The sequence below is a fragment of the Caballeronia sp. BCC1704 genome (assembly GCF_902833455.1).
Classification (GTDB): Bacteria; Pseudomonadota; Gammaproteobacteria; order Burkholderiales; family Burkholderiaceae; genus Caballeronia.
This window is the reverse complement of record NZ_CADFFT010000003.1, coordinates 1-26,385: the sequence shown is the minus strand read 5'-3', so window position 1 is coordinate 26,385 and position 26,385 is coordinate 1. Positions and strand designations below refer to the sequence as shown.

General features: G+C 65.2%; 30 protein-coding genes and 2 pseudogenes. 10 read left to right on the top strand and 22 right to left on the bottom strand.

Annotated features, from left to right (window positions below; genetic code table 11):
* Positions 1-66: 66 nt before the first annotated feature.
* The 9 genes from HWX53_RS15840 to HWX53_RS15800 form a co-directional block, all read right to left on the bottom strand.
* Positions 67-765 (bottom strand): SDR family NAD(P)-dependent oxidoreductase, encoded by a 699-nt coding sequence (locus HWX53_RS15840; protein WP_175942545.1) that lies wholly within the window; start codon positions 763-765, stop codon positions 67-69.
* 46 nt (positions 766-811) lie between these two features.
* Positions 812-1,156: a response regulator gene (locus HWX53_RS15835; protein WP_175942543.1), complete on the bottom strand. Its 345-nt coding sequence runs from the start codon at positions 1,154-1,156 to the stop codon at positions 812-814.
* 29 nt (positions 1,157-1,185) lie between these two features.
* The gene (locus tag HWX53_RS15830) at positions 1,186-1,482 is read right to left on the bottom strand and encodes a hypothetical protein (RefSeq protein ID WP_175942541.1); all 297 of its coding nucleotides are present in this window, start codon (positions 1,480-1,482) and stop codon (positions 1,186-1,188) included.
* Positions 1,483-1,827: 345 nt separating this feature from the next.
* A complete protein-coding gene (locus HWX53_RS15825) occupies positions 1,828-2,205 on the bottom strand; it encodes a copper resistance protein CopC (RefSeq protein WP_175942539.1) in 378 nt (125 codons plus the stop codon).
* Positions 2,206-2,218: 13 nt separating this feature from the next.
* Entirely contained in the window at positions 2,219-3,115 is an 897-nt protein-coding gene (locus tag HWX53_RS15820; RefSeq protein WP_175942537.1) for a hypothetical protein, read from the bottom strand.
* A gap of 102 nt (positions 3,116-3,217) precedes the next feature.
* On the bottom strand, positions 3,218-3,595 hold the full coding sequence (locus HWX53_RS15815) for a DUF2946 domain-containing protein (RefSeq protein ID WP_175942534.1): 378 nt from the start codon (positions 3,593-3,595) through the stop codon (positions 3,218-3,220).
* A gap of 142 nt (positions 3,596-3,737) precedes the next feature.
* Positions 3,738-4,850 (bottom strand): hypothetical protein, encoded by a 1,113-nt coding sequence (locus tag HWX53_RS15810; protein WP_175942532.1) that lies wholly within the window; start codon positions 4,848-4,850, stop codon positions 3,738-3,740.
* A 165-nt stretch (positions 4,851-5,015) separates the two neighbouring features.
* Complete coding sequence (locus HWX53_RS15805; protein ID WP_175942530.1) at positions 5,016-6,515, bottom strand: SulP family inorganic anion transporter; 1,500 nt, start codon at positions 6,513-6,515, stop codon at positions 5,016-5,018.
* Positions 6,516-6,690: 175 nt separating this feature from the next.
* Positions 6,691-7,695, bottom strand: a complete 1,005-nt coding sequence (locus tag HWX53_RS15800) for a serine protease (protein WP_175942528.1) — start codon at positions 7,693-7,695, stop codon at positions 6,691-6,693.
* 424 nt (positions 7,696-8,119) lie between these two features.
* On the opposite strand from HWX53_RS15800, the gene HWX53_RS15795 reads away from it, so the two are divergent.
* The 3 genes from HWX53_RS15795 to HWX53_RS15785 all read left to right on the top strand — a co-directional run bounded on the left by HWX53_RS15795 (position 8,120) and on the right by HWX53_RS15785 (position 9,556).
* Positions 8,120-8,401 carry a hypothetical protein gene (locus tag HWX53_RS15795; RefSeq protein WP_175942526.1) on the top strand — a complete coding sequence of 94 codons (282 nt, stop codon included), beginning with the start codon at positions 8,120-8,122 and terminating at the stop codon, positions 8,399-8,401.
* Between the two features lie 41 nt (positions 8,402-8,442).
* A complete protein-coding gene (locus HWX53_RS15790; protein ID WP_175942524.1) occupies positions 8,443-8,742 on the top strand; it encodes a hypothetical protein in 300 nt (99 codons plus the stop codon).
* Between the two features lie 100 nt (positions 8,743-8,842).
* The gene (locus HWX53_RS15785) at positions 8,843-9,556 is read left to right on the top strand and encodes a TetR/AcrR family transcriptional regulator (protein ID WP_175942521.1); all 714 of its coding nucleotides are present in this window, start codon (positions 8,843-8,845) and stop codon (positions 9,554-9,556) included.
* Between the two features lie 18 nt (positions 9,557-9,574).
* Here HWX53_RS15785 and HWX53_RS15780 read toward each other — a convergent pair.
* Positions 9,575-10,446: pseudogene (locus HWX53_RS15780) on the bottom strand (LysR family transcriptional regulator).
* 97 nt (positions 10,447-10,543) lie between these two features.
* On the opposite strand from HWX53_RS15780, the gene HWX53_RS15775 reads away from it, so the two are divergent.
* Complete coding sequence (locus HWX53_RS15775) at positions 10,544-11,743, top strand: YbfB/YjiJ family MFS transporter (protein WP_175942519.1); 1,200 nt, start codon at positions 10,544-10,546, stop codon at positions 11,741-11,743.
* A gap of 47 nt (positions 11,744-11,790) precedes the next feature.
* Here HWX53_RS15775 and HWX53_RS15770 read toward each other — a convergent pair whose 3' ends face one another.
* The 4 genes from HWX53_RS15770 to HWX53_RS15755 form a co-directional block, all read right to left on the bottom strand.
* Positions 11,791-12,327, bottom strand: a complete 537-nt coding sequence (locus tag HWX53_RS15770; RefSeq protein WP_175942517.1) for a DUF2934 domain-containing protein — start codon at positions 12,325-12,327, stop codon at positions 11,791-11,793.
* 189 nt (positions 12,328-12,516) lie between these two features.
* A complete protein-coding gene (locus HWX53_RS15765) occupies positions 12,517-12,936 on the bottom strand; it encodes an organic hydroperoxide resistance protein (protein ID WP_175942515.1) in 420 nt (139 codons plus the stop codon).
* 47 nt (positions 12,937-12,983) lie between these two features.
* Positions 12,984-13,202 (bottom strand): DUF4148 domain-containing protein, encoded by a 219-nt coding sequence (locus tag HWX53_RS15760; protein WP_175942513.1) that lies wholly within the window; start codon positions 13,200-13,202, stop codon positions 12,984-12,986.
* 70 nt (positions 13,203-13,272) lie between these two features.
* Positions 13,273-13,491 carry a DUF4148 domain-containing protein gene (locus tag HWX53_RS15755; protein WP_175942511.1) on the bottom strand — a complete coding sequence of 73 codons (219 nt, stop codon included), beginning with the start codon at positions 13,489-13,491 and terminating at the stop codon, positions 13,273-13,275.
* Between the two features lie 364 nt (positions 13,492-13,855).
* Between HWX53_RS15755 and HWX53_RS27930 the strand changes: the two genes are divergently transcribed.
* The 3 genes from HWX53_RS27930 to HWX53_RS15745 are packed head-to-tail and all read left to right on the top strand — an operon-like array spanning position 13,856 to position 16,066.
* A complete protein-coding gene (locus HWX53_RS27930) occupies positions 13,856-13,978 on the top strand; it encodes a hypothetical protein (protein WP_256443438.1) in 123 nt (40 codons plus the stop codon).
* A 7-nt stretch (positions 13,979-13,985) separates the two neighbouring features.
* A complete protein-coding gene (locus HWX53_RS15750; RefSeq protein WP_175942509.1) occupies positions 13,986-14,726 on the top strand; it encodes a response regulator in 741 nt (246 codons plus the stop codon).
* The gene (locus HWX53_RS15745) at positions 14,723-16,066 is read left to right on the top strand and encodes a HAMP domain-containing sensor histidine kinase (protein ID WP_175942507.1); all 1,344 of its coding nucleotides are present in this window, start codon (positions 14,723-14,725) and stop codon (positions 16,064-16,066) included. Before HWX53_RS15750 ends, HWX53_RS15745 begins: the two co-directional genes overlap by 4 nt.
* Before the next feature lie 770 nt (positions 16,067-16,836).
* On the opposite strand, the gene HWX53_RS15740 is transcribed toward HWX53_RS15745, so the two are convergent.
* Both HWX53_RS15740 and HWX53_RS15735 read right to left on the bottom strand, forming a co-directional pair.
* Positions 16,837-17,133 carry a DUF4148 domain-containing protein gene (locus tag HWX53_RS15740; RefSeq protein WP_175942504.1) on the bottom strand — a complete coding sequence of 99 codons (297 nt, stop codon included), beginning with the start codon at positions 17,131-17,133 and terminating at the stop codon, positions 16,837-16,839.
* Positions 17,134-17,295: 162 nt separating this feature from the next.
* Complete coding sequence (locus HWX53_RS15735; RefSeq protein ID WP_175942502.1) at positions 17,296-19,065, bottom strand: cytochrome c biogenesis protein DipZ; 1,770 nt, start codon at positions 19,063-19,065, stop codon at positions 17,296-17,298.
* Here HWX53_RS15735 and HWX53_RS15730 point away from each other — a divergent pair.
* Positions 19,064-19,246, top strand: a complete 183-nt coding sequence (locus HWX53_RS15730) for a hypothetical protein (protein WP_175942500.1) — start codon at positions 19,064-19,066, stop codon at positions 19,244-19,246. The two genes, HWX53_RS15735 and HWX53_RS15730, sit on opposite strands and share 2 nt — an antisense overlap.
* 25 nt (positions 19,247-19,271) lie before the next feature.
* Positions 19,272-19,835, top strand: a complete 564-nt coding sequence (locus HWX53_RS15725; protein ID WP_175942498.1) for a thioredoxin family protein — start codon at positions 19,272-19,274, stop codon at positions 19,833-19,835.
* A 57-nt stretch (positions 19,836-19,892) separates the two neighbouring features.
* Here HWX53_RS15725 and HWX53_RS15720 read toward each other — a convergent pair whose 3' ends face one another.
* The 4 genes from HWX53_RS15720 to HWX53_RS15705 all read right to left on the bottom strand — a co-directional run bounded on the left by HWX53_RS15720 (position 19,893) and on the right by HWX53_RS15705 (position 23,863).
* Positions 19,893-20,684 carry an SDR family oxidoreductase gene (locus HWX53_RS15720; protein WP_175942496.1) on the bottom strand — a complete coding sequence of 264 codons (792 nt, stop codon included), beginning with the start codon at positions 20,682-20,684 and terminating at the stop codon, positions 19,893-19,895.
* Between the two features lie 51 nt (positions 20,685-20,735).
* Positions 20,736-21,476 (bottom strand): 3-oxoacyl-[acyl-carrier-protein] reductase, encoded by a 741-nt coding sequence (gene fabG / locus HWX53_RS15715; protein WP_175942494.1) that lies wholly within the window; start codon positions 21,474-21,476, stop codon positions 20,736-20,738.
* 22 nt (positions 21,477-21,498) lie between these two features.
* Complete coding sequence (locus HWX53_RS15710; protein ID WP_175942492.1) at positions 21,499-22,848, bottom strand: MFS transporter; 1,350 nt, start codon at positions 22,846-22,848, stop codon at positions 21,499-21,501.
* Between the two features lie 76 nt (positions 22,849-22,924).
* Entirely contained in the window at positions 22,925-23,863 is a 939-nt protein-coding gene (locus HWX53_RS15705) for a 3-keto-5-aminohexanoate cleavage protein (protein ID WP_175942490.1), read from the bottom strand.
* 147 nt (positions 23,864-24,010) lie between these two features.
* Between HWX53_RS15705 and HWX53_RS15700 the strand changes: the two genes are divergently transcribed.
* Positions 24,011-25,036, top strand: a complete 1,026-nt coding sequence (locus HWX53_RS15700) for an AraC family transcriptional regulator (RefSeq protein ID WP_175942489.1) — start codon at positions 24,011-24,013, stop codon at positions 25,034-25,036.
* 15 nt (positions 25,037-25,051) lie between these two features.
* Here HWX53_RS15700 and HWX53_RS15695 read toward each other — a convergent pair whose 3' ends face one another.
* Both HWX53_RS15695 and sdhB read right to left on the bottom strand, forming a co-directional pair.
* Entirely contained in the window at positions 25,052-25,933 is an 882-nt protein-coding gene (locus HWX53_RS15695) for a LysR substrate-binding domain-containing protein (RefSeq protein ID WP_175942487.1), read from the bottom strand.
* A 319-nt stretch (positions 25,934-26,252) separates the two neighbouring features.
* Positions 26,253-26,385: pseudogene (sdhB, locus tag HWX53_RS15690) on the bottom strand (succinate dehydrogenase iron-sulfur subunit); the annotation flags it as partial.

The window sequence follows — 26,385 nt, the reverse complement described above, 5'->3', positions numbered from 1 at the left end:
CTCGCGGGCCTTTTCGTATCGGCAATTCTTCCCTGAACTTGAGCTTATCCTGCGCGGGTCATGGCTTCAGAACCGTTCTACCCACGGCCTCAGTTCGATCTCCCATGTCCACGCACTGCGGTGCTGCCGGTGCACGTGAAGATATTCCCGCGCGATCGCATCCGGGTCGAGCAACGCGTCGGGCGCATTCGCGACGTCGCGGTGCATCGCGCCGCTCGCAATGCCGCCGTCGATCACGAAGTGCGCGACGTGAATATTCTTCGGTGCCAGTTCCCGTGCGAGGCATTGCGCCATGCCGCGCAGCGCGAACTTGCCCATCGCGAACGGCGTCGAGCCGGGCAGGCCTTTCACGCTCGCAGTTGCGCCGGTCAACAGGATGGAGCCGCTTCCGCGTGCGAGCATGCCAACGGCCGCCTCCTGAGCGACGAGCAACGCGCCTATGGCTGTGACGTCGATCGCATCGCGGAGCCTTTTGGCGTCGATCTGTCCGACGGGCGCGCGATACCGGCCGCTCGCGTTGTACACGACGAGATCCGGCACACCCAACTTGCCGCTCACCTGCGCGAAGAGACTCTCGACGTCCCGCGCCTCGCTCGCGTCGCATGCAACGGCAAACGCGCCGGTTTCATCGACGAGTGGCGCGAGCTTGGCCGTATCGCGTGCGGCCAGCGCGACCTGCATGCCTTCTTTCGCGAAGAGCCGAGCCAGCGATGCGCTCAGACCTGGCCCCGCGCTGACGATCAGCGCCGTTTCCGTTCTGTTCATGGCGGTTTCTCCGTTTCAGGACATCGAGCCCGCGACGAACGTTCGACTAGAACCGCCGGAAGATCGGTTCGAGCAGGCGCAAGTCCAGCGGCTTCTGAAGGAACACGTCCCACGCTTGCGGGCCATCGGCGGGGCGCTGTTTACCGGACGTAAGAACGACAGGAATGCGCGCCAATCCGGGAACGGAGCGAAGCCGCTCACACAGTGTCACGCCATCGAAAAGCGGCATTTCCCAGTCGGTCACGACCAGGTCCGGCAGCGCGCGAATGGCGGTGGCGAGCGCGTCGACACCGTTGCGCGCCAGGAGCACGCTGAAACCGCGGGACTCGAAGACCGCTTCGAGCGCGTGAAGGGAGAGTGTGTCGTCATCGACCAGAAGAACGCATGTCATGAGGCCGCCGGCGTAGAAGTCATCTCAGCCTACGCAACCGTTGTGCCGCGACCTCGGCGGCGCTTTGCGCCTTTCGAGCGCGTCGCGGCATGCGTGTGCTCTACCGGCTTGCGCCGGATGATGGCGTGGCCGATTTCATCGGGCGCGAGGGAATCGGAGTTGGCGGTTCGGAGCGCGGTTTGCGGCGCGCTCCAGCCGTTCGGCTGCGCGATGACGAAGTCGATGATTGCGACCGCCGGCGCTCGTCCCGCCACGACGCGCCGCCTCACCCCGCAGTTCGCGGCCTCGGCCCCGGAGCAGCCTGCGCGGTAGAAGACCTCCGGCAAGCGAGGCGCGCGCGGGGTCGTCGTAGACCAAGCAACGCGTCCGGCGAGCCACGAGTCGCGGGCAGCGGGGCGCATCACCGCGCGCGCCGGCGCTTGTTCTACCACGACGCGCCGCCTCGCCCGCAAAGTCGCTGCCTCGGCCACGGGACACCGCCTGCGTTGTAGACCGCCTCGGCAAGCGAGGCGCGTGCCGTGGTCGTCTTAGATCAAGCAACGCGCGCGTGGCGGCTCCGCGATATGCCCCGCTTCCCGCGTCGGGCGGCGCGTCCGGCGAGCCACAAGTCGCGAGCGGAGCGGCGCTTCACCCCGCGCCCGCCCCGAAACCGCACGCAAGCCCCGCGCGGATCACTTCACCTCGAAGCTGTAATCCCCATGCGTGCGATGCCCGTCGTCCGCGACAGCCGCCCAGTGGACGGTGTAACGCCCCGCCGGCAACGCCGGCAGCGCAAGCGTGGCGATGAACGGCTGCTGCGCATCCACCTTCGACTTCTCGGTGTTGACCTGCTTGCCGCTTGCATCGGTGACGGTCAGCGTCGAGAAGGCGGGCTCGAGCGGCCCGTCGAAGACAATGCGGATGCGCGCCGGCGCAGCCACCGTCGCGCCCGCGCCCGGTTCCTGCTTCTGCGGAAACACATGCGCGCACGCGGCGCCGGACAGCATCAACCCGACCGCCCACGCCGCACCGCTCGCGAGCCACCGCCCGGCCTTTCGATGTTTTCTCATTTTTCGGCCTCGCTTATTTGAAGAATGGCTTGCCGAGCGTCCTCGGCGCGACGTCGTCGAAGAAAATGTGCGCCTGAACCAGAATGCCGACATGCGAGCCGCTCGCGCGGTTGAGCGGTATCTGCGCTTCGACGCCGAACTGTCCGTAGCGGTTGATCCAGATGAAGCCGGGATTGACCGTGCCCGTCGTTTGACCCTGGCTCCTCGATAGCGGAATCTCCACGAGCGGAACGATGTTCGAAAACGGCTGCGGCAAGCCCACGTCGCGCACGTGCTGCTGGAGATACGGCAGGCTGTACTGCACCGTGAATCCATAGTTGAAGGCGTTCGGCTGGCCCGAGCCCGTCGTCAGCGCGGGCCCGACTTCCGCCGTAATCGCCACGGGACGCAAGTACGCGAGCGAGTCCGGCAGATCGCCCATGCCCTTGCCGGCATAAAGCGTCGGCGAAATGGTCGAATGGCTGTCCGCGATCGCGCGGCTTCCGGTGCCGCCCAGTTCGGCGCTGACGCCGACGGACGTCATGAACTCGTGCGCCTCGTTGACGTAAAGAAGGTACTTGAGTCCGACCTCGACGTTGTCGAAGCCGTGCGCCGTCGGATTGTTCTGCATCGCGTACGCGCCGCCGACCGACACCGCGAGCCTCGGCGTAATCAGCTTGTCGTATTCGAACTCGAAGGTATTGATGCTCTGGTCGCCGTCGTCGCCGGGCACGCGAATGTGCCCGAACTGGAGATTGGCCTCGTCGCCGACGCCGGGGTCGTCGACCGCCATCGTCGAGGGGAAGATGCGATCGCCGGCAACGGAGTGCGCCCCGGCGACAGCAGGCAAGAGAAGCAGAGCGGCCGCGATGGCCGAAGCGAGTGACGCCGCAGGCAGCGAATGCCCGCAGCGCGTCGGGATGACGTGCATGTCGTGTCCTTGAATGAGGTCGTCGTCATGCCGCCGCGCGTCGGTTAGCCGATGCGCGAGGCACTGCGATGCGCTTCACGCATCGCGTCGATGAGATTCATATCAGGACAAGACAGGAGGCGCGCGAGGCTGCGACGGCGACACGCGCGCCACGAGCCGAACGCTTTCGAAGCGCGTCGCCGCCTGATGGACGATGGCCTCGACCGTCAGCGCAAAACGCGTTTGCGCGATGGGCACGGTGGGCATGTGCGCAAAGAGGCCGCAATAGCCGCACGCCTGCCCGTCGGACATCGAAGTGCCGTCCTTCGAATTCCCGGCGGGCGCATGCTGCATCTCCGGCATGGAACAGTCCATGTCGGCTGCCGCGTGCTCGTGGTGCGACGAAGCGAGTGTCTGCGAAACGGTCGGGGCGAGCGAGACCATCAGGATTGCAAGCAATCCCAACAGTGTGCCAATGGTCCGAGTAAAACGGCTTCGCATGAACCCGACGTTCCGGTGAATACCGTGCCGAGTATGCCACGCGCTTTCGCTGCGTTCGCCGGTTTTTTGCGCAGGATCATGGCGCCGACGGCCGCAGAGCCGGAAAGCTCGCGCGGCCGTCGATTGTTCCAGCCGTCAGAGATCAGACGTTGGGCGTGCCGCTTTGCGGATCGGCCGGCGTGGCCGGGTCGGCCGTGGTGGCCGCAGGCGCGTAGTTGACGATGTTCGGCAGTCGCGGGCTAGTCGAATTCGTGCTGTCGAGAATGCGCGATTGAATCGTCGTGTTGTCCGTCACGCCCCAGAAGTTGTTCGAGAAATCGAGCGTATGAATCGTCGACGCGTTGTACGTGCCGTGCGCCGCGATGACCTGGCGATTCAGATTGGGCGAATCCTTCTTGAAGAGGAAGGAATTGTTCTTCGCGATGCCGGTGGGCGCGCCCGTCGCCGGGAAATCGTCGATCAGCACGAGTCCGTCGACCATGTTCACGAACAAGTTGTTCTGCATGACGACCGAAGGATCGAAGGCGAACGCGGCGGAGTCGACGAACGTGTTGTACTTCAGCGTGGCGTTCTTGAAGCTCGGATAGCCGTTCGTTCCGGCCTGATAGGTGGTGACGCCCGCGCGAACGATCCGCGTGACGTTCAGCCGGTACGCCTGGCTGTAGGTCATCGAGAACGGCGCTGCGGGGCTGATCTGCACGAACGCGTCTTGCAGCAGCGTGTGCTGGATGCCGACGGTGCCGCCGCCCACGGTGCCGTCCACGTTGCTGACGGTCACGCCGAGCAACTGCGACTGGTTGCTGCCGCCGACGTTCAGTTGCCCCGCCACGTTGATGATGCCCTTGGTCGGCACCGTGCCGATGCAGTCGGCCGCGCAAGGCACGGGCTTGAGGCCCTCGACGACGACGCCATCCGGAATCGTGAGCGTCGCGCCCTTGGCGACCTGCACCGTTCCCGCGATGTAGTACGGCGAGCCGCTCGCGGGCCACGTCGTATTTGCGGAGATGACCGTACCGTCAGCGATGACGGTTTGCGGCTGCGCGTACACGTAGGCCGTGACGACCTTGCCCGACGCATCCGAACACACTTTGCTCGCGTCCGTGGTGAAAGGACCGCCCGAGCACACCGTGGCCGTGGAACTGGACGCAGGCGCGGCCGACGCCGCCGTCGTTCCACCGTTCGATGCACCCCCGCCGCCACCGCCGCCGCACGCAGCCAACAGGACACTCAACGCAACCGCTGCACGTGATTTCATTTGCTTCCCCGTATCTGTTTTCGCTTGTTCCGCCTCTCAAGTCGGGCGGTCAGGGAGAACAGTACACGCTGGGCAAAGGCGCAATTGTGCGGTGTTTAACGTATCGGGCGAATTCGTCTTACCTTTGACTTCGGCGCGTCATTCGACGGCGGATCGCACCGCCTTTCAACCGGCATTCAAGTTGCCGCTCAACCGCGCGTGAAACGCCCGGCTGCGCTCGTCCAGCCCGACGAACTGCACGGCCACATCTCGCTGCCGGTACTTGCCCTCGATGGAGTCGAGCACCGCGACGGTCGAGGCATCCCACACCTGCGATTTGGCGAAGTCGATGACGACCGAGCGCGGATCGGCGTCGTACTCGAACTGGTCGACGAGATCGTTGCTGCTGCCGAAGAAAAGCGGTCCGTGCACTTCGTAGCGCACGCTTTCGCCGTCGTCCGATACGGCGCGCGTCGTGCGGATCACGTGAGCGACGCGCCGCGCGAACAGCACCGTCGCCAGCAACACGCCGCCGACCACGCCGATCGCGAGATTGCCCGTGTACACGGTCAGCGCGATCGAGGTGAGCATGACGGACGTTTCCATGAGCGGCATGCGGCGCAACGTGGCCGGGCGCAGGCTGTGCCAGTCCACCGTCTTGACCGCGACGACCATCATCACGCCGGCGAGCGCCACCATCGGGATGCGCGCCATCACCGAACTCAGGCCGGTGATGAGCAGAAGCAGCGTGGCCGCCGCCGCGAGCGTGGACACGCGCGTGCGCGCCCCGCCGATCTCCACGTTCACGACCGTCTGCCCGATCATCGCGCAGCCGGCGATGCCGCCGAAGGCGCCCGCGCCGAGATTCGCGAGCCCGAGCGCCCACGATTCGCGCGACTTTTGTGAACGCGTCGCGGTCACTTCGTCGACGAGCTTCGCGGTCAGCAGCGTCTCCAGCAAGCCGACGAACGCAATGGACACCGCCGTCTGCCACACGATCTTCAAGGTGCTCAGATCGAACGGCACCGACCAGGGCGTGAGGCCGGGCAAGTCCGACGACATGGGACGATCGCCGCCGACCGTCGGCACGGACCAGTGCAACACAATGGCGAGCACGGTGGCCACGATGATCGCGATGAGCGGCGCCGGCACCGCCCGCGTCACGCGCGGCCCGATCACGACGATGGCGAGCGTGATCGCGAACAGCGCGTACACCGCAAGCGGTTCGTCGACGAGATGCGGAATCTGCGCGCAGAAAATAAGCACGCCGAGCGCGTTGACGAAACCGAGCATGACCGAGCGCGGAATGAAGCGCACGATGCGCGCGAAGCCCAGCGCGCCGAAGGCGATCTGTATCAAGCCCGCGAGCAGCACGGCGGGGAGAATGTAGCCCGCGCCGTGCGCGTGGACCATCGGCGCGACGACGAGCGCCACCGAACCCGCCGCGGCAGTGACCATGGCGGGCCGTCCGCCGAGCAGCGACGTGACGATCAGCAGCACGACCGAGGCGAACAGCGCCGAACGCGGCTCGACGCCGGAAATGAAGGCGAACGAAATGACTTCGGGGATCAGCGCGAGGCTCGTCACGACGCCCGCCAGAATCTCCCGCACCCATTCGGCGCGTGATGACGGCAATGAGAGGCGCGAGACGACGCGCGTGTGAGTCCCGGTCGCGGGTTGAGTCATGGCGGTATGGATTCGGACGAAGACGTGCGGCGCAAGTGCGCCGGACACTGAGACAACAGAGGCTCGGCCCGCTGGCAACGCGATAGCTGCGGTGCGCGCATGCGATGCGTCGGGACGTGCGAAGAGCGCCTATTTTAACAGGATGGTGAAAATCGCGTCCGGACGGCGCGCTCGCTCAACGCGTCAACGTCATGAGAATGTCCGAGTACCACGCGCTGTTGAGGCCGAGCGTTTCATCCACCTGCACGTCGCGGGAGCCCATATCGATTGTCGATGAGTGAATGCCGAGCAACAGCCACGGCAGCCGTGACGCTTCAGGCGTGCCCGCCTTCGACGGATCGCGGGTGACGACCGGCGCGCCGCTCGTGCCGCGATGCGTGCGCGCATCGGTGATGAAGCATCCCTTGCCCTGGAAGCGCAGCCCGAACGCCGACGCGATGACGCCCTGCCTCACGACCGGCAGATGATGCAGCGAATCGTGAAAGCCCAGCGGAAAACCGACGATCAGCACCGAAGCGCCGACCGGCAGCGCGCCGTCGGGCTTCGGCAGATGCTCGGGACCGAACGCATCGAAGCGCGCGGTCGCGGGCAGGCGATCACGCGCAAGTTCGAGCACGGCGACATCGATCGCGCCGCCGTCATCCGCGCCTTCTCGCCATAGCGCGACGCCATCCGCATACAACGGCAACGAGAACCAAGTCGAAGCGCCGAGGTTGTCGGCGTCGATGTGCAGTTCTATTTCGAGCCGATCGGGAAAGTGCTCGCTCGGCGCATCGCTGACCACATGACGGCTCGTCACGAGAAAGAGCCGTCCGTCGCGAGCAAAGAAAAACCCGCTCGCATTCGTCAGATGCGCTTCGTCCGCGAAGGTCCGGACGCGCGCAGCGGTGAGCAATAACGGATCGGCAGCGGACTTGCGAGGCACGGCGTGTTCATCGGATGCAGGCGTGCTCGGCTGCTGGCCATCGCGCCGCAGTTGGTCGAGCAGGACGACTAGCGCCTCGCGTTGCGGCGTCGCTTCGTCGGACGATAGGAACGCCTCTACCGACATCTCCGATGCCTGCCCGCCCGAAGCCGCGTTAGGGACATGTTGAACGACGCGCGATTCGTCGGCGCCGATGCGCAAGCGCCATGTGTCGCCATTCGGGCTCGAATAGACGTCGAGGATATGCGCTTGCATGAGTGAGTGTCCTGTTGAAGCGCCATTGCGCGTTGCGCTGATGACGACTGTGCGGCAAGCGACGCGAGCGCTCGATATGAGTCTTTGATTCGAAGCCGCGATGAATGCTAATGCGGACCATGAGGCGCCAGGGAATCACGCGCCTCTTGCAGGAAGGATGTGTCTAGTGCGGTCCATTATAGGCACATCATGCGGCAACGTCGTGGCCTCTTCGAACGCTTCGAGCCGCTCGGGACGCAAGCCGGAAATTTCGCTGTACAAAGTCTCCGAAGCGCGTACGATGGACTAGCTGAGCGACTCGTGACCGACGGCGAATGACCCTCGCGTGGTTCGCGGCCGTGCAACGCGGCCAAAGCGTCATCACTACCGATACCTTCCACGCCCTGTACATATTTGCCGCCACCGCGCGGCGCGAGAGCCTCTCATGACAGTCGACTTCCGTCTTTACCGTGGTCTAGAAATTCATCCGCTCGTGTTTCCGCATCGGCCGCAGGTCTCGGGCCGCGCCCACAATTACGACGACGGTTTCGACGCCGCCGTGCGCATTCAGGAGCCGGGCCTCGCAGACGGCGTGACGCGAAGCCGCGTGTTCAGGCTCGACGCGCGAGAGCCGTTCCGCAACGCGGGTGACGCGCGGCGCGCATCGACCGCGTACGCCGAGAAAATGATCGACACGTGTGCGAAGGATCGGACGCTCTTCGATTGACGCGCAGAACAGCGGACACGCTGCATCGAAGGAAGAGCATCATGCAATCCACTTCATCCCCTTATCGCATCGACCCGACGCCCCGCCGGGCGGACGGCGAATACATCGCGCACGCGCGCATCAGCGCGACGAACGCGGACGGCAGCGAGACCGACGTCTTCATGAGCGGCGATCTCGCAGGCTTCGACTTGCGTGACGACGCGGTGGCCTTCGCGCGGCAATGGGCGCAGGAATGGCTCGCCGCGCGCTTCGGCTCGCTCGCGGACGAAGCGCCCGTTGCGGGCGCGCATCGCGCGATGACGGACGAAAGATCATCGCGTGGTGAATCTTCTGTGCCGTGACCGGACAGACCGCGCGCGCTCTCCATGTGGACCGGTCTTTGACATTTCGCCCTGAACGCATCACCATAAGTTTCCAATGTAAAAATGCGATGCCACCGACATGGTCGACAACAGCGAAAGCGGTCTCGCCGAGCCGACGCGAGCCAGAAAGCGCGCGGCGAAGCCAACGGAAAAAGAACAGCACAAGCCCTATCACCACGGATCGCTGCCGCAAGCGTTGTTGCAGGCCGCCGAAGTGGTCCTGAAACGCGACGGAATCAGCGGGCTGAGCCTGAGAGCCATTGCGCGCGAGGCGGGCGTGTCGCATACGGCGCCTCAGCATCACTTCGGCGATACGGCGGGCGTGCTGAGCGAACTCGCGGCCGATGGCTTCATGCGTCTGTCGGCGTGCATCGCGAATAGTGCGCGGGACGTGCAAGACGCGTCGGAGAGGCCGAGGGCCATCGCGCGTGGCTATATCGAATTCGCGAAGAAGAATCCGGATCTCATGCGGCTGATGTCGCGCGCCGAGATGTTCGATGCCGACCGGCCATCGCTCATCGAGGCGCGACGAACCGCAGGCCTCGCGTTGGCCGGCGTATTTGGCGACGCGCCGCTCGGCCCGCCATCGGGCAAGCATACTTTCGGGCCGATGGACGCGTCGCGCGCCGTCGCGCTGACCGCAGCGTGGGCGTATGTGCACGGGCTCGCCTTGCTGCTGATCGATGGTCGTCTGGACGGGCTCGCCGCATCCGCCGAAGGCATTCGCCATGCAGACGATCTCGTCATGGCGGCGATCGACCAGGTGCAGTTGAACATCGGCAAAGCGTCTTAACGGGCGACGCGTGGGCGCTCACGACCGCGCGAGCAGCAAGTCGCGCAATGCGCCGAGCGCCGCCGAGAAGTGGCCCTTGCGCCACACGAGCAGCGTGCTCACGCGGCCGAGATCGCCGAGCGAATGCAGTTCCACTTCGTCGGCCAGTCCCGCGAGTTCCAGCACCGAGCGCGGCGCGACGGCCACGCCCGCGCCCGCGGACACGCACGCGACGATCGCGTGATACGAACCGAGTTCCAGCACGCGCGCCGGCCGGATGCCTTGCTCTTCGTACAGCGCATCGCATAGGCGCGATACGCGCAGCCGCGCTCGAATGCGACGAGCGTGAGCCCGGCGATCTGCTGCGCCATGGCGGTCGGATGCTGCCCGCGCGGCGTGACCAGCACGAGTTCTTCCTCGAACACGGGCACCGTTTCGAACAGCTCGGCGGGAAGCGCGTTCGGCTCGATAGGACGCGCGAGCACGGCGGCATCGACTTCATACGCACGCACGCTGTCGATGAGCGCGCGCGTCACGCCCGTCGCCAGTTCCAGCGTCACGTCCGGCCAGCGTTGATGGTAAGCCGCGAGCACGCGCGGCAGCCGGCTCGCGGCCGTGCTTTCCATCGTGCCGAGACGCAAACGCCCTTGCGGACGATTTTCGCGCACCGCGTGACGCGCTTCGTCGGCCAGCGCGAGCAGGCGCTCGGCGTACGGCAGCAGCGTCTCGCCCGCGGGCGTGAGCACGAGCTTTCGGCCGTTGCGCTCGAAAAGCTCGGTGCCGAGCGTCGCCTCCAGTTGGCGAATGCGCGTCGTCACGTTCGACTGCACGCGATTGAGCTTGGCCGCCGCTTTCGTCACGCCCGCTTCGCGCACGACGGTCCGGAAAATCGCCAATGAGCCCAGGTCCATGATCTGCATCCGAGATTGATCGCATCTTGATTATTCATTTTTCAAGATGCGGCGGTCAAGCTAGCATCGAGAAACTGCTCGTCTTTCTCGATCTGTCATGGCTACGTCTGCTGAAGCTCACGCACTATCCACGCATCCCGCGCGCGATGCGGCGCTCGCCTGTGCCGTCGCGCTCGCCGTGGCGCTCGGCGTCGGTCGATTCGCGTTCACGCCGCTCTTGCCGTTGATGCTCAAGAGCGGCGCGCTCGATATTCGTCAGGGCGGATGGCTCGCATCGGCCAATTACGCGGGATATCTGATCGGCGCGCTTACGTGCGCGGCCATTCGCGTCGATCACGGCCGCATGGTGCGACTCGCGCTCGTGACGACCGCCGTCTTCACGCTGGCGATGGGTCTCGTGCACGTCTTCTGGGCGTGGACCGCGATACGCTTCGCGGCGGGCGTCGTCAGCGCGTGGGCGTTCGTGTTCGCATCGCAGTGGGGCCTGCGACGCCTCGCGGAACTGAACGCGCACGGCATGAGCGGCGTGATCTACGCGGGACCGGGCGTCGGCATCGTCGCGACTGGTCTGCTCGGCGCGGGTGCCGCCGCGTACGGCGTCAGCGCGCCGTGGGTGTGGACGGGCTTCGCGGCGTGCTCGGCAGTAGCGATCGCGTTCATCTGGCAGGCGTTCGCGCTGACGCCCCCGCCGGCCTCGGCGCACGCGCGCGCTGCAAGCGCCACCGCGCACGCCTCGACCCGTGGCGATGCATTCTGGCTCGTCAGCCTGTATGGTCTCGCCGGCTTCGGCTACATCATCACCGCGACGTTCCTGCCGGTCATCGCGCGACACGCGTTGCCGGGGTCGCCGTGGCCCGATCTGTTCTGGCCGGCCTTCGGGCTGGCGCTGATGGTGGGCGCGGTCTTCGGCGCCCGTCTGCCGATTGCATGGGACAACCGGCGCTTGCTGGCTGCGTGCTACATCGTGCAGGCGGCGGGCATCGGTCTCGGCGTCGTGTCGCCGACTGCCATCGGGCTGGGCGCGGGCACCGTGCTGCTCGGTTTGCCGTTCACCGCGATCACGCTCTTCGCCATGCGCGAAGCGCGCCGCTTGCGCGGCGACGCGGCAGCCGGGCTGATGGGCTACGCGACGGGCGCGTATGGCCTCGGACAAATCGTCGGGCCGATCGTCGCCGCGCCGATCGCGGAGCGAACCGGATCGTTCTCGTACGCGCTGTGGATCGCGGCCGCGGCGCTGGCGCTGGGCGCGGTGGCGTTGGCTATCGTGAGCAGGCGCGGCGGCGGCGCGGACGCTTAGCGAACCGCGCCTCGCGTCGATATGCCTGTCGGACGCTCGCCGCAGCGTTAGCTCGACTCGGCCTGTCCTTCGACGGCCTTCGTCCCGCGCGGCTTCTTCGCGGGCTTGGAAGCATCGGCACCAGCCGTCTTGCTGCCGCGTTTGGCTTTTGGCTCGCTCGCGGCGGCGGTGGACTTGGCCTTCGCTTCGGCCGCCGGTTCCTTCGGCTTCGCTGGCTTCTTCGCGGCGGACTTCGGTTCGGACTTCGCCGCAGTCTTGGTCGCGGTCTTGGTTGCGGTCTTGGTTGCGGTCTTCGCTGCGGTTTTGACCGGCGTCTTCGTCTTCGCTTTCGCCTTCTTGTCGGCCTCGGGAGTAACGGACGTATCGGAGGCCGCAGCGCCCTTCTTGACCTTCGACGGCTTCTTCGCGCCTGACGGCCCATGTTCGTCGATGACCGCATCGCGCGACGGCGCGACGCCTTCTTCCTTCAGTTGAGCGATGGCCTGCTGCCAATAAACGTGATCGCGCCCGGAATGTCGGCCATCGGCCTCCCAAAGGAGATAGGCACGGGTTCGAATATCTTCTTCGCGCAACTTGGACTGCATCGTGACTCCGAGAGCTGAGTGAGGTTCAAGCGAACATATCAGGTCGTCTCGCGCCGTTCAACCGCGGACGCGCAATCGACGACCGTTCTCGCTCATGGCACGCGCCATGCCCGCTCTTACGCGTCCCCGGAAGTCACGACATTCCGGCGGCAGCGAGCGCATCCTCGCGCCGCCGCCATGCCGTCGCTCTCATACGACCTCGATGGTCACGTCGATATTGCCGCGCGTCGCCTTCGAGTACGGGCAGGTCTGATGCGCGCCCTCGACGATCGCGTGCGCCGTATCGCGGTCGATGCCCGGCAGGCTCACCGCAAGCCGCGCGCGCAGCAGATACGCGCCGTCGTGCGTGCCGAGATCCACTTCGGCGTCGACGGCCGTATCGTCGGGCAGCTTCGCTTGCAGCACGGCGGCGGCCTTGCGCATTGCGCCGATGAAACACGCCGACCAGCCCGCCGCGAACATCTGCTCCGGGTTGGTGCCCGCGCCGGCCGCGCCGGGCGTCGAGAGCTTGACGTCGAGCCGGCCGTCGGAGCTGCGCGCGTGTCCTTCGCGGCCTCCGGTTACGCGCGTTTTGCCGGTATAGAGCACAGTATCCATGTGTGTCGTCATGGTGATCCTCGAATGGTTGGAAATCAGGCGATGCGAAACGCAAGCGCTTAGCTACCGCGATACAGACTCGCCAGCGCCGCGATCTGTCCGCTCTTTTGCGCCTGCACGAGTTCGCTGCGGACTTCGGCGCGCGTCTTGCCCATGACGCGATGCACCGCCGACGACTGTTTATCCTGCGACGCGGGCGCGGTATCGTTGACTGCGGCTTGCGCGGCTCCCGCGAAAGCGCTCGCGGCGACGAACAAAGCGATGATCGAGGTCTTCATCATTAAGCTCCTTGAGGTTGAAAGTGATCTTGCGAATGATTGGAAATCGGGCGATGCGCAACGCAGTCACTCAGCTACCGCGATAGAGACTCGCCAGCGCCGCGATCTGTCCGCTCTTCTGCGCCTGCACGAGTTCGCTGCGGACTTCGGCGCGCGTCTTGCCCATGACGCGATGCACCGCCGACGACTGTGTATCCTGCGACGCGGGCGCGGTATCGTTGACTGCGGCTTGCGCGGCTCCCGCGAAAGCGCTCGCGGCGACGAATAAAGCGATGATCGAGGTCTTCATCATTAAGCTCCTTGAGGTTGAAAGTGACGACGCTTATCAGGTGCCGGCCCGCGCTCACTTGCGTGCGTACTTGCGTGTGTACTTGCGTTGTCTGCACCGTCTGCTGCCGTGACGCCATTGAAACGCCCCCGTGTATCCGCCATGTTTCAGATGAGCGCCGTGTTCGAATCGCTCTGTATCAGGCTGCTTCCGGATACATGGCGATACAAACGCGGCGCCGCGCGGGTCGCAACGTGATCGACGCGTGCAACGCTATGTATCGCCCAAAGCCGCGGATACACTGCGATACAAAACGCGCCGCCCGCCTGTCGAAACCGCGCGCGCTTTGGGCTATAAAGCTTGCATGTCAACGCTGGAGTCATCCGTGAAACGCATGCTGGCAATCGTCGCCTTCCTCGCGGGCGGACTGGCGGCCGAACTCGCGCATCCGGTGCAGTGCCTGTTGCTCACGCCCGCCCGGGTGCAATACAAGCGCAAGAAGCCATGAGCGATCGATGGAAACCAACGACCACGTGCTGATCGTCGACGACGACCGCGGCATCCGCGAACTGCTCGCGACGTATCTGGAGAAGAACGGCATGCGCGTGTCGCTTGCCGCCAATGGCCGGCAGATGCGCGCCGTGCTCGAACAGGGCGCGCCGGATCTGATCGTGCTCGATCTGATGCTGCCGGGCGAAGACGGACTCGTGCTATGCCGCGAACTGCGCGCGGGCAAGTTCCGCTCCGTTCCGGTGCTCATGCTGACCGCGCGCAACGAGGAAGCCGATCGCATTCTCGGCCTCGAAATGGGCGCGGACGACTATCTGCCGAAACCGTTCGCCGTGCGCGAGCTGCTCGCGCGGATGCGCTCCGTCCTGCGCCGCACGCGCATGCTGCCGCCCGGCATGCAGGTGACGGAGACCGCGCCCGTGCTGGCTTTCGGCGACTGGCGGCTCGACACGACCGCGCGTCATCTGCTCGACGCCGATGGCACGATGGTCGCGCTCTCCGGCGCCGAATATCGCTTGCTGCGCGTGTTTCTGGATCATCCGCAGCGCGTGCTCACGCGCGATCAGTTGCTCAATCTGACGCAAGGCCGTCAGGCCGATCCGTTCGACCGTTCCATCGACCTGCTCGTGAGCCGCCTGCGTCAGCGCCTGAAGGACGAAGCGCGCGAGCCGCGCTACATCAAGACGCTGCGCAGCGAGGGCTATGTGTTCTCCGCCGCGGTGACGCCGCTCGGCGGCACGCCATGAGCACGCGCATCGGGGTATCGGAGGACGCGCCGCGCGCAGCCGCCGCGTGGCTGCGCTTGCCGCGCACGCTCTTCGCGCGGCTCGCGGTCATCTTGCTGATCGGGCTCGCGGTGGCGCAGGCGGCCGCGTTCTGGCTCACCATGACCGAGCGCGACCGAAGCATGACGAACGTGATGACGGGCTATGTCGAGCGCGAAGTGGCGAGTTCGGTCGCGCTGCTCGATCACCTGCCGCCCGGCGAGCGCGCCGCGTGGTTGCCGCGACTCGCGCGGCGCACGTACGATTTCATCCTCGGCCCGGGCGTGAGCGGCGCGCCGCCGGACGCCGCGTTGTCCGAGCGATTCGCGCAGTCGATCGCCGAAGGCATCGGCAAGCGTTATCCGCTGACGGCGAACGCCGTGCCCGGCCACGCCGAACGGTTCCAGATCCACTTGCGCCTCTCCGATGGCTCGCCGCTCACCATCGACATGCGCCCGATGAAGGGCACGCCGCTGTCGAGCTGGCTGCCTTTCGTGCTCGCGTTGCAACTGGCGGTGGTGGTGGCGTGCTGCTGGCTCGCGGTGCGCCTCGCCACGCGCCCGCTCGCGGAACTGGCGCACGCGGCCGACACGCTCGGTCCCGATCTCAAGGGACAGCGCCTGCCCGAAGAAGGCCCGGACGAAGTGCTGCGCGCGGCGAAGGCGTTTAACGCGATGCAGGATCGCGTCGCGATGTACATGGCGCAGCGCATGCAGATACTCGCGGCCATCACGCACGATCTGCAGACGCCGATCACGCGCATGCGCCTGCGCGTGGACGTGATGGACGACAGCGCGACCGGCGCGAAGCTGCGGCAGGACTTGCAGGAGATGGAAACGCTCGTGAAGGAAGGCGTGACGTACGCGCGGACGTTGCACGGCACGCATGAAGCGCCCGTGCGCATCGATCCGGATGCGCTCATCGAGAGCATCGTCGACGACTACCGCGACGCGAGAAAGAGCGTGTCGCTCGAAGGCCGCATTGGCCATGCGATGGTGACGCGTCCGCAGGCGTTGCGGCGCATCGTCGGCAATCTCGTCGACAATGCGCTGAAGTTTTCGGGCGCGGCGGAGATCGAGATGAAGCCGCTCGCCGATGGCCGCGCGCGCATCTCGGTGATGGATCGCGGACCGGGCATTCCGGAAGCGTCGCTCGAAGCGGTGTTCGAGCCTTTCGTGCGGCTGGAAAGCTCGCGCAATCGCGATACGGGCGGCACGGGGCTGGGACTTGCCATCGCGCGGCAACTCGCGCGCGCGATGGATGCTACGTTGACGTTGCATTCGCGGGACGGCGGCGGGTTGGAGGCGCGGCTGGTTTTGTGAGTAGTTGTTTCGCGTTGCATGCTGCACGACTTGTTTCGTGCGATGCGAGGCTCAAGAGAAGTTTGAGCACGGCGGCGAGTGCTTGCGATCTTGCGGCTATTGACGCGACGTTGATCTCGATATGCGCGAAGGCGGCGGTTTCGAAGCGCTGCTCGATCCTTGGACGGCGGTGTCGCGTTGCATGCTGCACGACCTGCTTGCGCGATGCGGTGCGGGTGGCAAGCTTCGAGCAATCGGGACACGAGCGGCATGCCGCCGGCGCTTGCGATCGCGCGGCAAGTGGCGCGGGCGCTGGAGGCCACGTTGACCTTGCATGCGCGCGAAGGCGGCGGTTAAGAAGCGCCGCTGGTGTCGCGAACGGGCGTTTTACGTTGCATGCCGCACGACTTGTTGCGCGATGCGACGTTCGCGGGAAGATCGCGCAATCGGCATGTGAGCATGGCGCGGCACTTCGCGCGGGCTATCAACGGCAACCCGGGTCTGATCCGCGCGAAGGCGGCGGTTTGGAAGCGCGACTGGCGTCATTAACACCGGTTAGACGTATGAGCAGACGCATCGCCAAGACGCGACGCCGAGTGCAAGCTTAGAGCAGTCGCGACACTAGCGGCACACCGCTGAAGTCGCAATCGCGAGGCAACCCGCGATGAACGCCACGACGAACTTGCATCCGCGCCAAGGCGGCCGTACGAAAGCGCGGCCGATGTCGTATCGCGTGAAGGTTCGGCGTTCGCACCGCGCAACCACATCCGCGCGATGCGAACGCATCCGCATCACGGACGCGCGTACACCGAGCCGAGCCCGACGACCTCACCCTGTCGCGCGCCCGTTTGCGACGCGCCGGCCGCCGCGCCGCCATACGCGGCATCACCCGAATGCAGGCGCGCAACCGCGGCCTCGATGTTCTTCGGATACTGCGAATGATCGCTTGCCGGGTTATAGCCGGCCTTCTCCAGTTGAACGAGCTCGGCACGCACTTGCGCGCGCGTGATGTCGTTCCCGCTCTGCGCGAAGGTAACGATGGGCGCGACGGCAAGCGCGGCGGCAGCAATCAGTTGCATGGCTTTCATGATGTTCTCCAAAGGTCGAGGGGTTGACTGCAAGGCCGGAAGCGAATCGGCCTTGCCTGAGACGTATTGAAACGCGCCAACGTATCTGGCTTGTTTCCGCCAGCGCTGCCCGGTGCAAGCGCATGTGTCACGCGCCGCGCCGGATACACAGCGATACAAACATCAGCCGAAGGTGAATGCGTAAGCGCGCGCGCCGCTGTCGAGAAACTCAATCTGGAACGTGCGGTCATCGACGCTTCCGCTCTGGCGCACGAGTTGGTAGAGGCGCGCGGCATCGACGACGCCGTTGCCGTTCGCATCGACGTCCGCCCCGTGCGACGCGCCCGGCGCCGCGCCATCCACGGTCACGCGAATGCGCACCGGCTTTCCGTCGGCGGCGGGCGCGAGCACGAGATGAAGATCGCGCGCATGAAAGCGATACGCGATGCGCGCATGCGACGCGACCGGCACGGCCGCCTCCGCGCCGATGTTCCACCGCCCGCCGAGCGCCCATTCGTTCAGCGCAAGACGTGGCGGCAGCGCGTAGTCGGCGGCGGCATCGCGCAGGACTTGCTGGCCGGGCGCCTGTCCTTCCGCCTCGCGATAGCCGACATACGTTTCGCTCGACGCCTCGTGCGCCGGATCGGCCGCCACTTGCGTGCCGCTCGCGACGACCGCCGGGCGCGCGCTCGTGTCCGGCGTCCGCGCAGCATCGCCGAGCAATTGCCGGATCACATGCTCGGCCTCCTGGTAGCCGCCCTCGCCGAAGTGGTGATAGCGGATGCGCCCTTCCTGATCGACGATATAGAACGCCGGCCAATAGCGATTGCCGAACGCCTGCCAGATGCGGTAATCGTTATCGACGGCGACCGGATACGACACGCGCAGATCACGCAGCGCGCGCTGAACGTTGCCGGTGTCGTGCTCGAAGCCGAATTCGGGCGTATGCACGCCGAGCACGACGAGTCCGTTGCCGCCGTACTGCTGCGCCCACGTCCGCAGATACGGCAGCGTGCGCAGGCAGTTGATGCACGAGTACGTCCAGAAGTTGACGACGACGACCTTGCCGCGCAATGCATCGCGCGAAAGCGGCGGCGAGTTGAGCCACTGCGTCGCGCCGTCGAGCGCGGGCAGCGAGCCTTGTACCGGAAGATTCGCCGATGCATTCGGCGACGACATCGCCACGCGCACGATGCGCGGCTTTTGCGCTTCGCCGCGCAACGGCGTGCGCGCGGACAAGAGCGCGACGAGCCGGCTCTCGATGCCATCGGTCGAGACGCCCTTGACGAGCGCGAGCACGCGCGTGTCGACGCCCGAAGCGATGGCGGCGACGGTCAGCAGCACGAGCGCGCCCATCGCCCGGCGCACGTGCTCGCCGATGCCGAACGATCGCTTGAGGCCGTCGAGCGCGCGCTTGCCGAGCGACGACGCCACCGCGAGCGCGCACGCCGCGCCCGTCGCGTAGGCCGCGAGCGCCGCGCCGGTGTGCCAGCTGGCGCCATTCAGCGCCGCGCCGGAGAGAATCGCGCCGAGTATCGGACCGGCGCACGGCGCCCAGAGCAGCCCGGTGGCCGCGCCGAGCAGCATCGCGGGAACGATGCGGCGCGATGCGCTTTGCGCCTGAGACCGCGCGATGAAGCGGTCCGCCAGCGCGGAGAGCGGCAACGCGAGCCGCGCGGCGATAGCGGGAAAGAGCAGCGACGCGCCGAACAGCGCAAAAAGCCCCAGCGCGAGCCAGCGGCCGTACTGGCTCAACTGCGCCGCGCCGGCGAGGCCAGCCGCGCCCAGGCCGGTGACGAGCGTGAACATGCCGGCAAGGCCGGCGAGGAGCGGCAGTCGATCGGTGAGAAACGGCCGGTCGGTGCGTGCGAAGATGAACGGCACGACCGGCAGAATGCAGGGACTGAGCACGGTGAACGCGCCGCCCAAAAAAGCCACGATGACCAGCAACATGAGACTGCCCTCCATGAATGAGCGATGGCGCTATTTCACGGCTGGCATGTATCGCGAGAATGTCGCGATCCGGGCGTTATGTATCGCCATGTATCCGCGGCGCGCGGCGATACATGAGGACGCGATTCGCTTCGACGCGGGACACAGTGCGGATACATCGGCGCGCTGCAATACGGGCTGACATCAACCACCCAAGGAGAGGCACCATGTTCGGTCGTCTGAGGATTGCAGCAGTCGCGCTCGGCATCGCGGCGACGGCGGGCTTTGCGGTATTCGCGTCGAATGGCGCTTCGGCGCTCGGCTCCGCGGCTATCGCAAGTGGAGAACAAGCGCCCGAATTCACGGGCATCGACAACTGGTTCAACAGCGCGCCGCTGCAGCTAAAGCAGTTGCGCGGCAAGGTGGTGCTCGTCGATTTCTGGACCTTCGACTGCATCAACTGCGCGCACACGCTGCCGTATATCAAAGAGTGGAACGCGCGTTATCGCGACAAGGGGCTCGTGGTGATCGGCGTGCATTCGCCGGAATTCGCATTCGAACGGGATACGGGCAATCTCAAGAAAGCGATTGCGAAGAACGGCATTACGTATCCGGTCGCGCAGGACAACCAGTTCGCGACGTGGCAGGCTTATGGCAATCAGTACTGGCCCGCGCTGTATCTGATCGATCAGAACGGCAAGCTGGTGTACAGCCACTTCGGGGAAGGGCAGTACGCGCAGACGGAGGAGAAGATCAAGAGCTTGCTTGCGGGTGGGGAGAAGCGGGAGTGAGCGCCGTTGGCTTGCTAGTCAGCGCGGCTTCGCTTCCGCGCTGACTGAACGTGCTGCCTACAAATACTCCACGTTCCCATCGACGCTGATAGCCTGCCCCGTAATATTCCCCGCAGCCGGCGAAGCAAGAAAAAGCGTCATCGCTGCAATGTCTTCGACCGTCACCATGCGACGCAGCGATATCTTCTTCAGATACTCGTCGCGCATGGCATCGAACGAAACGCCGACCGACTGCGCGCGCGCCGCGATCACGCGATCCATCCGTTCGCCCTGCACCACGCCGGGCAAGATCGCGTTGACGCGAATGTTGCTCGGGCCGAGCTCGATGGCGAGCGACTTCATGAGGCCCACGAGCGCCCACTTCGTCGCGGCATACGGCGTGCGAAACGCATAGCCGAGCCGCCCCGCCACCGACGACATCGTGACGATGCTCGCCCGCTCCGACGTCTCCTTCATGACCGGCACCGCCTTGCGCAAGAAGTAGAACTGGCTGTTGAGATTGGTCGTGACGGTGCGCTCCCACTGCGAGGGATCGAGTTCTTCGACCGGCCCCGTCGGACCCGCGATGCCCGCGTTGTTCACGAGCACGTCCAGGCCGCCGAGCGCGGCGCGCGCTTCGTCGATGACCTTATCGACCTGCTGCGGATCGCTCACGTCGGCCAAGCAGCCATGCAGCGACGCGTGCGTGGCCGTGAAGCGTTCGACCGCCGCGGCATCCACATCGCAGATGAATACCTGCGCCTGCGTCTCAAGAAAGGCTTGCGCGATGCCCGCGCCGATGCCGGACGCCGCGCCGCTAATCAGCACGCGCAAGCCAGGCTGCGGTTTCAGAAGTTCGAATGTGTTCATGTTCAGGTGGAACCATGCAGTAGCGCGCGGACGTATCGAAGCATCGAAGCATTAAAGCGTCATGCCGCCGGATACCTCGATGACCGCGCCGTTGATATAGCTGGCTTCGTCGCTTGCGAGAAAGGCGTAGACGTTGGCGACTTCTTCGGGACGCCCGAGCCGTCCGAGCGGCACTTGCGCGCGCATCTTGCCGAGCACGTCGTCGGGAATAGTCGACAGAATCGGCGTCTCGACGAAACCCGGCGCGACCGCGTTCACGCGAATACCCTTCGGCCCCAGCTCGCGGCTCCAGGTCTTCGTGAAGCCAATCACGCCGAACTTGGATGCCGCGTAATTGGTCTGCCCGAAGTTGCCGTAGATGCCGACCACCGAACTCGCGTTGAGAATTACGCCCGAGCCTTGCGCGATCATGCCGTCCACCACCGCCTGGCTGGCATGGAACACGGCGCGCAGATTCACGTCGATGACGGCATCGAACTGTTCGATGGTCATCTTCTGCAGGCGCGCATCGCGCGTGATGCCCGCGTTGTTCACGAGCACGTCGATTCTGCCGTGCCGCTCGCGCACGGCAGCGACCATCGCATCCACGCTGTCACGGTCGGACATGTCGACGCGAAACGCCGAAGCCTCGGCGCCGGCCTCGCGGCATTGCGCGATCACGTCCTTCGCGGCTGCGTCGTTGATATCGCACGCGACGACGATCGCGCCTTCGCGCGCGAACTTCAATGCCGTGGCCGCGCCGATGCCCTGTCCCGCGCCCGTGATGATCGCTACTTTGTTCTGGAGTCTCATCGTTGAAATCTTCTCGTGTCAGTCAGGAGTGGATGGCCGCCTTGCCATTGCTCATTGCCGACGCCGCGCCCGCTTCGCGCCGGATCGCTCGCGCGAAGACCGGCACGAGCGCGAGCCCGAGCACCGACGCCACGACGATCACGAGGAAGCCGGAATCGCTGCGCCCCGTAACCGTCTCCGTCATGCCGAACAGATACGGTCCGACGAAACCGCCAATCAGCCCGATCGTATTGATGAACGCGAGGCCCGCCGCTGCCTGAATGCCTTGCAGCCGCTTCATCGCGATGGCCCAGTACGAAGGCAGGACGCCGCCGCCGAAGAACGCCGTGACCGCGAGCAATGTCATGCGCGCCGCCGGATGGGCCGTCGCCACGAACGCACACGCGCCCGCGACGAGCCCAGCCGTGAGTATGCCCAGATACACGCAGTCGTTGCCATACCGACGATGGATGCGCGGCAGGATCAGCACGCCCAGCAGAAAGCCCACGCCCACGCTGCTGGACAGCAGCCCGACGATGAACGGCGAGTTCACGTGCATCTGATGAATCATCGCGGGCGTGAAGAAGTAAAGCCCGACAAAGGCGACCTGATTCAGAAAGTAGATGAGTCCGATGAGCACGGTCGTCGGCCGCTTGAGCGCGGCGAGCCAGTCCGCCGACGTCAGTTCCGGATGCCCGTGCGTGTCGATGACCGCGCGCGCTTCGAGGGCCTGCGCTTCATCGGACGAGAGCCAGCGCGCATTATGCGGACGCTCCGGCAGCTTGAAGTACAGCAGCACGCCCGCGAGCACGCTGGGAATGCCTTCGATCATGAACATCCACTGCCAGCCGTGCAAGCCGCCGATGCCGCCCAACTGCATCAGCGCGCCGCCGATCGGATTGCCGAGCACCAGCGCGAGCGCCGGCGCCGTGTAGATCCAGCCCACCGCGATAGGCCGGTCAGCGGGCGCGAACCACAGCGTGACCATGTACATGAGCGCGGGAAAAAGCCCCGCTTCCGCGATGCCCAACAGCACGCGCAGCACATAGAACGACCACTCGCCCTGCACGAACATCATCGCGGTCGAAAGAATGCCCCAGCTCACCGCGATGCGCGCGATCCAGCGGCGCGGTCCCACGCGATGCGCCGCAAGATTGCTCGGCACTTCGAGCAGCGCATAGCCGATAAAGAAGATGCCCGAGCCGAGGCCGTATGCGGCCGCGCTGATGCCCACGTCGGCGGCGAGTTGCACCTTCGCGAGCGCCACGTTCGTGCGATCGAGAAAGGACATGAAATAGATCGCGCACATGAGCGGGATGAGCCGCAGCATCGCCTTGCGCGTCGCGGCGCGATGAATCGCGTCGACCGTGTCGTTGAGAGCGCCGGTGTTCATGTTGTCTCCTGAAAGAATGGCTGCCGTTGTTATGTGTCGCTTGAGGCATGCCGTGTGGAATCGATAACTGCGTTAATCAGAGCGTGACGTGATCGCGTCCCTTGAGGCCGAGCATCGCGCGGGCGTCCGCGGGCGTCGCGATTTCGAACGACAGGTCTTCGAGAATGCGGCGGATTTTCCTGACCTGCTGCGCGTTGGATCCGGCTTTCACGCCCTTCGCGAGATAGATGCTGTCTTCGAGCCCGACACGCACGTTGCCGCCGAGAATGGCGCTCATCGTGACGAGCGGCATCTGATGGCGTCCCGCGCCGAGCACGGAGAACAAGTAGTTCTCGCGGCCGAACAAGCGGTCCGCGGTGGCGCGCATCACGGTCATGTTCTCCGGGTCCGGGCCCATGCCGCCGAGAATGCCGAACACCGACTGGATGAAGAACGGCGGCTTGACGAGCCCCTGATCCACGAAATGCGCGAGATTGTAGAGATGTCCGAGGTCGTAGCATTCGAACTCGAAGCGCGTGCCCTTGCCGCCGAGTTCGAGCAGGATGTGCTTGATGTCCTTGAAGGTGTTGCGAAAGATCATGTCTTCCATGCCTTCCACGTAGCCCTTCTCCCATTCATACCGCCACGTCGAGATCTTCGATGCCAGAGGATGAATCGAGAAGTTCATCGAGCCCATGTTGAGCGAGCACATCTCAGGGGCCGCTGCGAGCGGATACGCGAGCCGTTCTTCGAGCGTCATGCGGGTGCTGCCGCCCGTCGTGATGTTGATGACGGCATCCGTCGCCTCGGCGATAGCGGGCACGAACTGCCTGAAGATGTCGGGGCTCGGCGTGGGGCGTCCGTCGATAGGATCGCGCGCATGCAGATGGATAATCGCGGCGCCCGCTTCGGCGGCTTCGATCGACTGCGTACGGATATCGTCGGGCGTGAGCGGCAGATGCTCCGACATCGAAGGAACATGCGTGGCGCCCGTGACGGCGCACGAAATGATGACCTTGCGGCCGGGATTGCTCATGATGCTGTCCTCGTCTCCATGATGCCGCCGCGCTTCGCGCAACGGCGGCTTGTGACACTGATGTTATTGAGTTAGCATCCGGCCGGAAAGGTCTTTTCCGGACAGGCGAGAGTCCTGCGAGGACATAGCGAATCCAGCGAGCGAGTCATGGCGACGATCCGGCCCCCACTCAACGAACGCATGTACGCGCCGTACAAGATCGCGGCTCTGGTCGAGGTCTTGGCGGAGCAAGGCATCGCGCCCGCCGACAGTCTGCGCGGCACGGGCGTCAGCGTCGAGGCGCTGCAGGATGCGTCCGTGCTCACGTCCATCGGCCAGTACGCGACCGTGTGCAGGAACGCGATCTCGCTGTCGTGCGATCCCGCGACGCCGTTCAAGGTCGGCAGGAAGCTGCATCTTTCGGCTTACGGCATGTACGGGTATGCCCTCATGTCCTGCCTCTCGCTGCGCGACTACTTCAAGCTGGGCGTGAAATACCATCGGCTCGCCACGCCGACGGTTGCCATCGAATGGACCGAGTATCCAGACCGCATGGTCTGGACGTTCCCCGATGCCTTTATCTCTAGTCCGTCGCGCGAGTTGCGGGAGTTCATCATCGAGCAGCAGTACACGCAGCACGTCACGCATCTGCAGGATGTCGCGGGCGGGCTGTGTCCGCCGATCAAGGCCTGCTTCTCCTACGCCGCGCCGGCGCATGCGGACATTTACCCGGAGTATCTCGGCTGTGTTTGCTACTTCGAGCAAGAGCAATGCGAGCTGATCTACGACAGCGCGATTCTCGATCGCAAGCCGCAGCTTGCGCACCAGCTCACGGCGTCGCTCCTGCAGGAAACGTGCGACAGGCTCATCGGTCAGGCGAAGACATCGAGCGGTGTCGCGGGCGAGGTCTATCAGATACTGATGAGCACGCCGGGCGTCTTTCCCGGCATGGAGGCGACAGCCGAGCAGATGCACATGACGACGCGCACGCTGAGGCGGCGTCTGCAAGCAGAAGGCACGTCGTTTCTCGCGATCGTCGACGATGTGCGCCGTTCGCTCGCGCTCGAATACCTGAAGACCACAAAGATGAATACCGACGACGTCGCGATGCTGCTCGGCTTCAGCGATACGGCGAACTTCCGTCGCGCGTTGAAGCGCTGGACGGGCAAGGGACCGGGCGAGCTACGAAAATAACGTTCGCCGTCCTTATTATGTTGCGGCGTCCTTCAATGCCTCGCGCACATGGCGCACGAAGCGGGCCGTGACCGCATTCTCTTTCGCCGATGGCCACGCCAAACCCACGCGCCACTTCGCATGTTTGCCGTTGAGCGGCAGGACGGTTGCATCGCGTAGCAAATGCTGCGCGCGCGACGGGATAAACGCGACGCCCACGCCCGCCGCAACGGACGTGAGCACCGATTGCACGTCCTCTGCATGCTGCGTGACGTGCGGCACGAAACGTCGTTCGCCGCACCATCGGTCGATCTGCGCCGCGAGGCCCGGACCGCGTGCGCGCGACAACGCGATGAAGCCGATGTCATTGAGCACGCCGAGGTCCGTCGGAAGCCGCTTGTATCGGATATCGGCGGGCATGGCGAGCGCGAGACCTTCGTCGATCACTCTGAACGATGTCAGTCCGCTCGCCGCCGGCAGACGCATGAAGCCTGCATCGAGCTTGCCGGCGAGAATGCGACGGCTCTGTTCCGACGATGAGAGGTCGGAGAGCGTGATCGCCACGCCGGGATTCTGCCGGCGAAAGTCCGCAATGAGCCGCGGCACCAGCGTGAGCACCGAAAGACAAATGCCGATGCGCAAATGCCCGGTTCTGCCGCTGCTGGCATCGCGCGCGCGGGCGAGGATATCGTCGGCGTCGCGCATCAGTGCCTGCGCATCCGGCAGGAACGCTTGACCGAACAACGTCAGCTCCGCCCCATGCCTGCCGCGTTCGAACAGCTTGCCGCCGAGACTCGCTTCCAGCGCGCCGATCTGCTTGCTAAGGGCGGGCTGACTCAGGTGCAACGCGTCCGCCGCGCGGCTGAAGTGGCGCAGTTCCGCCACCGCGAGAAACGTCTTCAACAGTTTCAGTTCCATTCGATGCCGTTATCAGATGCGGAAAATCATTCATTTTACAAATGGAACGCGCAATCGTTGAATGAGGGCTCGAATTGAACTCAAGGAACGGACATGACATCTCGCACGACCATGCGTCGTCGCGCTGCGCGTCGCGGCAACGATATGCAGGGTGAAGCGGCTTCGGTGAAAGATGAACGGGAGGCATCATCTCGACCGCCGCGTTACCGGGCGGTCGAGAACGAAGGAGAGGACAGGCCCGCGACCGGATCGATCGCGTTGAGCTTTGCGGTAGCCAGACGCGGCCCACGATGAGTCGCGAGTCGGAACGATGCGTGTCTTAAACCGCCCGCCGCACCAGCATTTCCCGAATCTTGCCGATGGCCTTCGTCGGGTTGAGTCCCTTCGGGCACACATCGACGCAGTTCATGATGGTATGGCAGCGGAACAGGCGATACGGGTCTTCCAGATTA

What these genes read in the sequence shown, in the direction of transcription:
- HWX53_RS15840 (WP_175942545.1), bottom strand. Translation starts at nt 765, where the DNA reads ATGAACAGAACGGAAACGGCGCTGATCGTCAGCGCGGGGCCAGGTCTG.
- HWX53_RS15835 (WP_175942543.1), bottom strand. Translation starts at nt 1,156, where the DNA reads ATGACATGCGTTCTTCTGGTCGATGACGACACACTCTCCCTTCACGCG.
- HWX53_RS15825 (WP_175942539.1), bottom strand. Translation starts at nt 2,205, where the DNA reads ATGAGAAAACATCGAAAGGCCGGGCGGTGGCTCGCGAGCGGTGCGGCG.
- HWX53_RS15820 (WP_175942537.1), bottom strand. Translation starts at nt 3,115, where the DNA reads ATGCACGTCATCCCGACGCGCTGCGGGCATTCGCTGCCTGCGGCGTCA.
- HWX53_RS15815 (WP_175942534.1), bottom strand. Translation starts at nt 3,595, where the DNA reads ATGCGAAGCCGTTTTACTCGGACCATTGGCACACTGTTGGGATTGCTT.
- HWX53_RS15810 (WP_175942532.1), bottom strand. Translation starts at nt 4,850, where the DNA reads ATGAAATCACGTGCAGCGGTTGCGTTGAGTGTCCTGTTGGCTGCGTGC.
- HWX53_RS15805 (WP_175942530.1), bottom strand. Translation starts at nt 6,515, where the DNA reads ATGACTCAACCCGCGACCGGGACTCACACGCGCGTCGTCTCGCGCCTC.
- HWX53_RS15800 (WP_175942528.1), bottom strand. Translation starts at nt 7,695, where the DNA reads ATGCAAGCGCATATCCTCGACGTCTATTCGAGCCCGAATGGCGACACA.
- HWX53_RS15795 (WP_175942526.1), top strand. Translation starts at nt 8,120, where the DNA reads ATGACAGTCGACTTCCGTCTTTACCGTGGTCTAGAAATTCATCCGCTC.
- HWX53_RS15790 (WP_175942524.1), top strand. Translation starts at nt 8,443, where the DNA reads ATGCAATCCACTTCATCCCCTTATCGCATCGACCCGACGCCCCGCCGG.
- HWX53_RS15785 (WP_175942521.1), top strand. Translation starts at nt 8,843, where the DNA reads ATGGTCGACAACAGCGAAAGCGGTCTCGCCGAGCCGACGCGAGCCAGA.
- HWX53_RS15775 (WP_175942519.1), top strand. Translation starts at nt 10,544, where the DNA reads ATGGCTACGTCTGCTGAAGCTCACGCACTATCCACGCATCCCGCGCGC.
- HWX53_RS15770 (WP_175942517.1), bottom strand. Translation starts at nt 12,327, where the DNA reads ATGCAGTCCAAGTTGCGCGAAGAAGATATTCGAACCCGTGCCTATCTC.
- HWX53_RS15765 (WP_175942515.1), bottom strand. Translation starts at nt 12,936, where the DNA reads ATGACGACACACATGGATACTGTGCTCTATACCGGCAAAACGCGCGTA.
- HWX53_RS15760 (WP_175942513.1), bottom strand. Translation starts at nt 13,202, where the DNA reads ATGAAGACCTCGATCATCGCTTTGTTCGTCGCCGCGAGCGCTTTCGCG.
- HWX53_RS15755 (WP_175942511.1), bottom strand. Translation starts at nt 13,491, where the DNA reads ATGAAGACCTCGATCATCGCTTTATTCGTCGCCGCGAGCGCTTTCGCG.
- HWX53_RS15750 (WP_175942509.1), top strand. Translation starts at nt 13,986, where the DNA reads ATGGAAACCAACGACCACGTGCTGATCGTCGACGACGACCGCGGCATC.
- HWX53_RS15745 (WP_175942507.1), top strand. Translation starts at nt 14,723, where the DNA reads ATGAGCACGCGCATCGGGGTATCGGAGGACGCGCCGCGCGCAGCCGCC.
- HWX53_RS15740 (WP_175942504.1), bottom strand. Translation starts at nt 17,133, where the DNA reads ATGAAAGCCATGCAACTGATTGCTGCCGCCGCGCTTGCCGTCGCGCCC.
- HWX53_RS15730 (WP_175942500.1), top strand. Translation starts at nt 19,064, where the DNA reads ATGAGACTGCCCTCCATGAATGAGCGATGGCGCTATTTCACGGCTGGC.
- HWX53_RS15735 (WP_175942502.1), bottom strand. Translation starts at nt 19,065, where the DNA reads ATGTTGCTGGTCATCGTGGCTTTTTTGGGCGGCGCGTTCACCGTGCTC.
- HWX53_RS15725 (WP_175942498.1), top strand. Translation starts at nt 19,272, where the DNA reads ATGTTCGGTCGTCTGAGGATTGCAGCAGTCGCGCTCGGCATCGCGGCG.
- HWX53_RS15720 (WP_175942496.1), bottom strand. Translation starts at nt 20,684, where the DNA reads ATGAACACATTCGAACTTCTGAAACCGCAGCCTGGCTTGCGCGTGCTG.
- fabG (WP_175942494.1), bottom strand. Translation starts at nt 21,476, where the DNA reads ATGAGACTCCAGAACAAAGTAGCGATCATCACGGGCGCGGGACAGGGC.
- HWX53_RS15710 (WP_175942492.1), bottom strand. Translation starts at nt 22,848, where the DNA reads ATGAACACCGGCGCTCTCAACGACACGGTCGACGCGATTCATCGCGCC.
- HWX53_RS15705 (WP_175942490.1), bottom strand. Translation starts at nt 23,863, where the DNA reads ATGAGCAATCCCGGCCGCAAGGTCATCATTTCGTGCGCCGTCACGGGC.
- HWX53_RS15700 (WP_175942489.1), top strand. Translation starts at nt 24,011, where the DNA reads ATGGCGACGATCCGGCCCCCACTCAACGAACGCATGTACGCGCCGTAC.
- HWX53_RS15695 (WP_175942487.1), bottom strand. Translation starts at nt 25,933, where the DNA reads ATGGAACTGAAACTGTTGAAGACGTTTCTCGCGGTGGCGGAACTGCGC.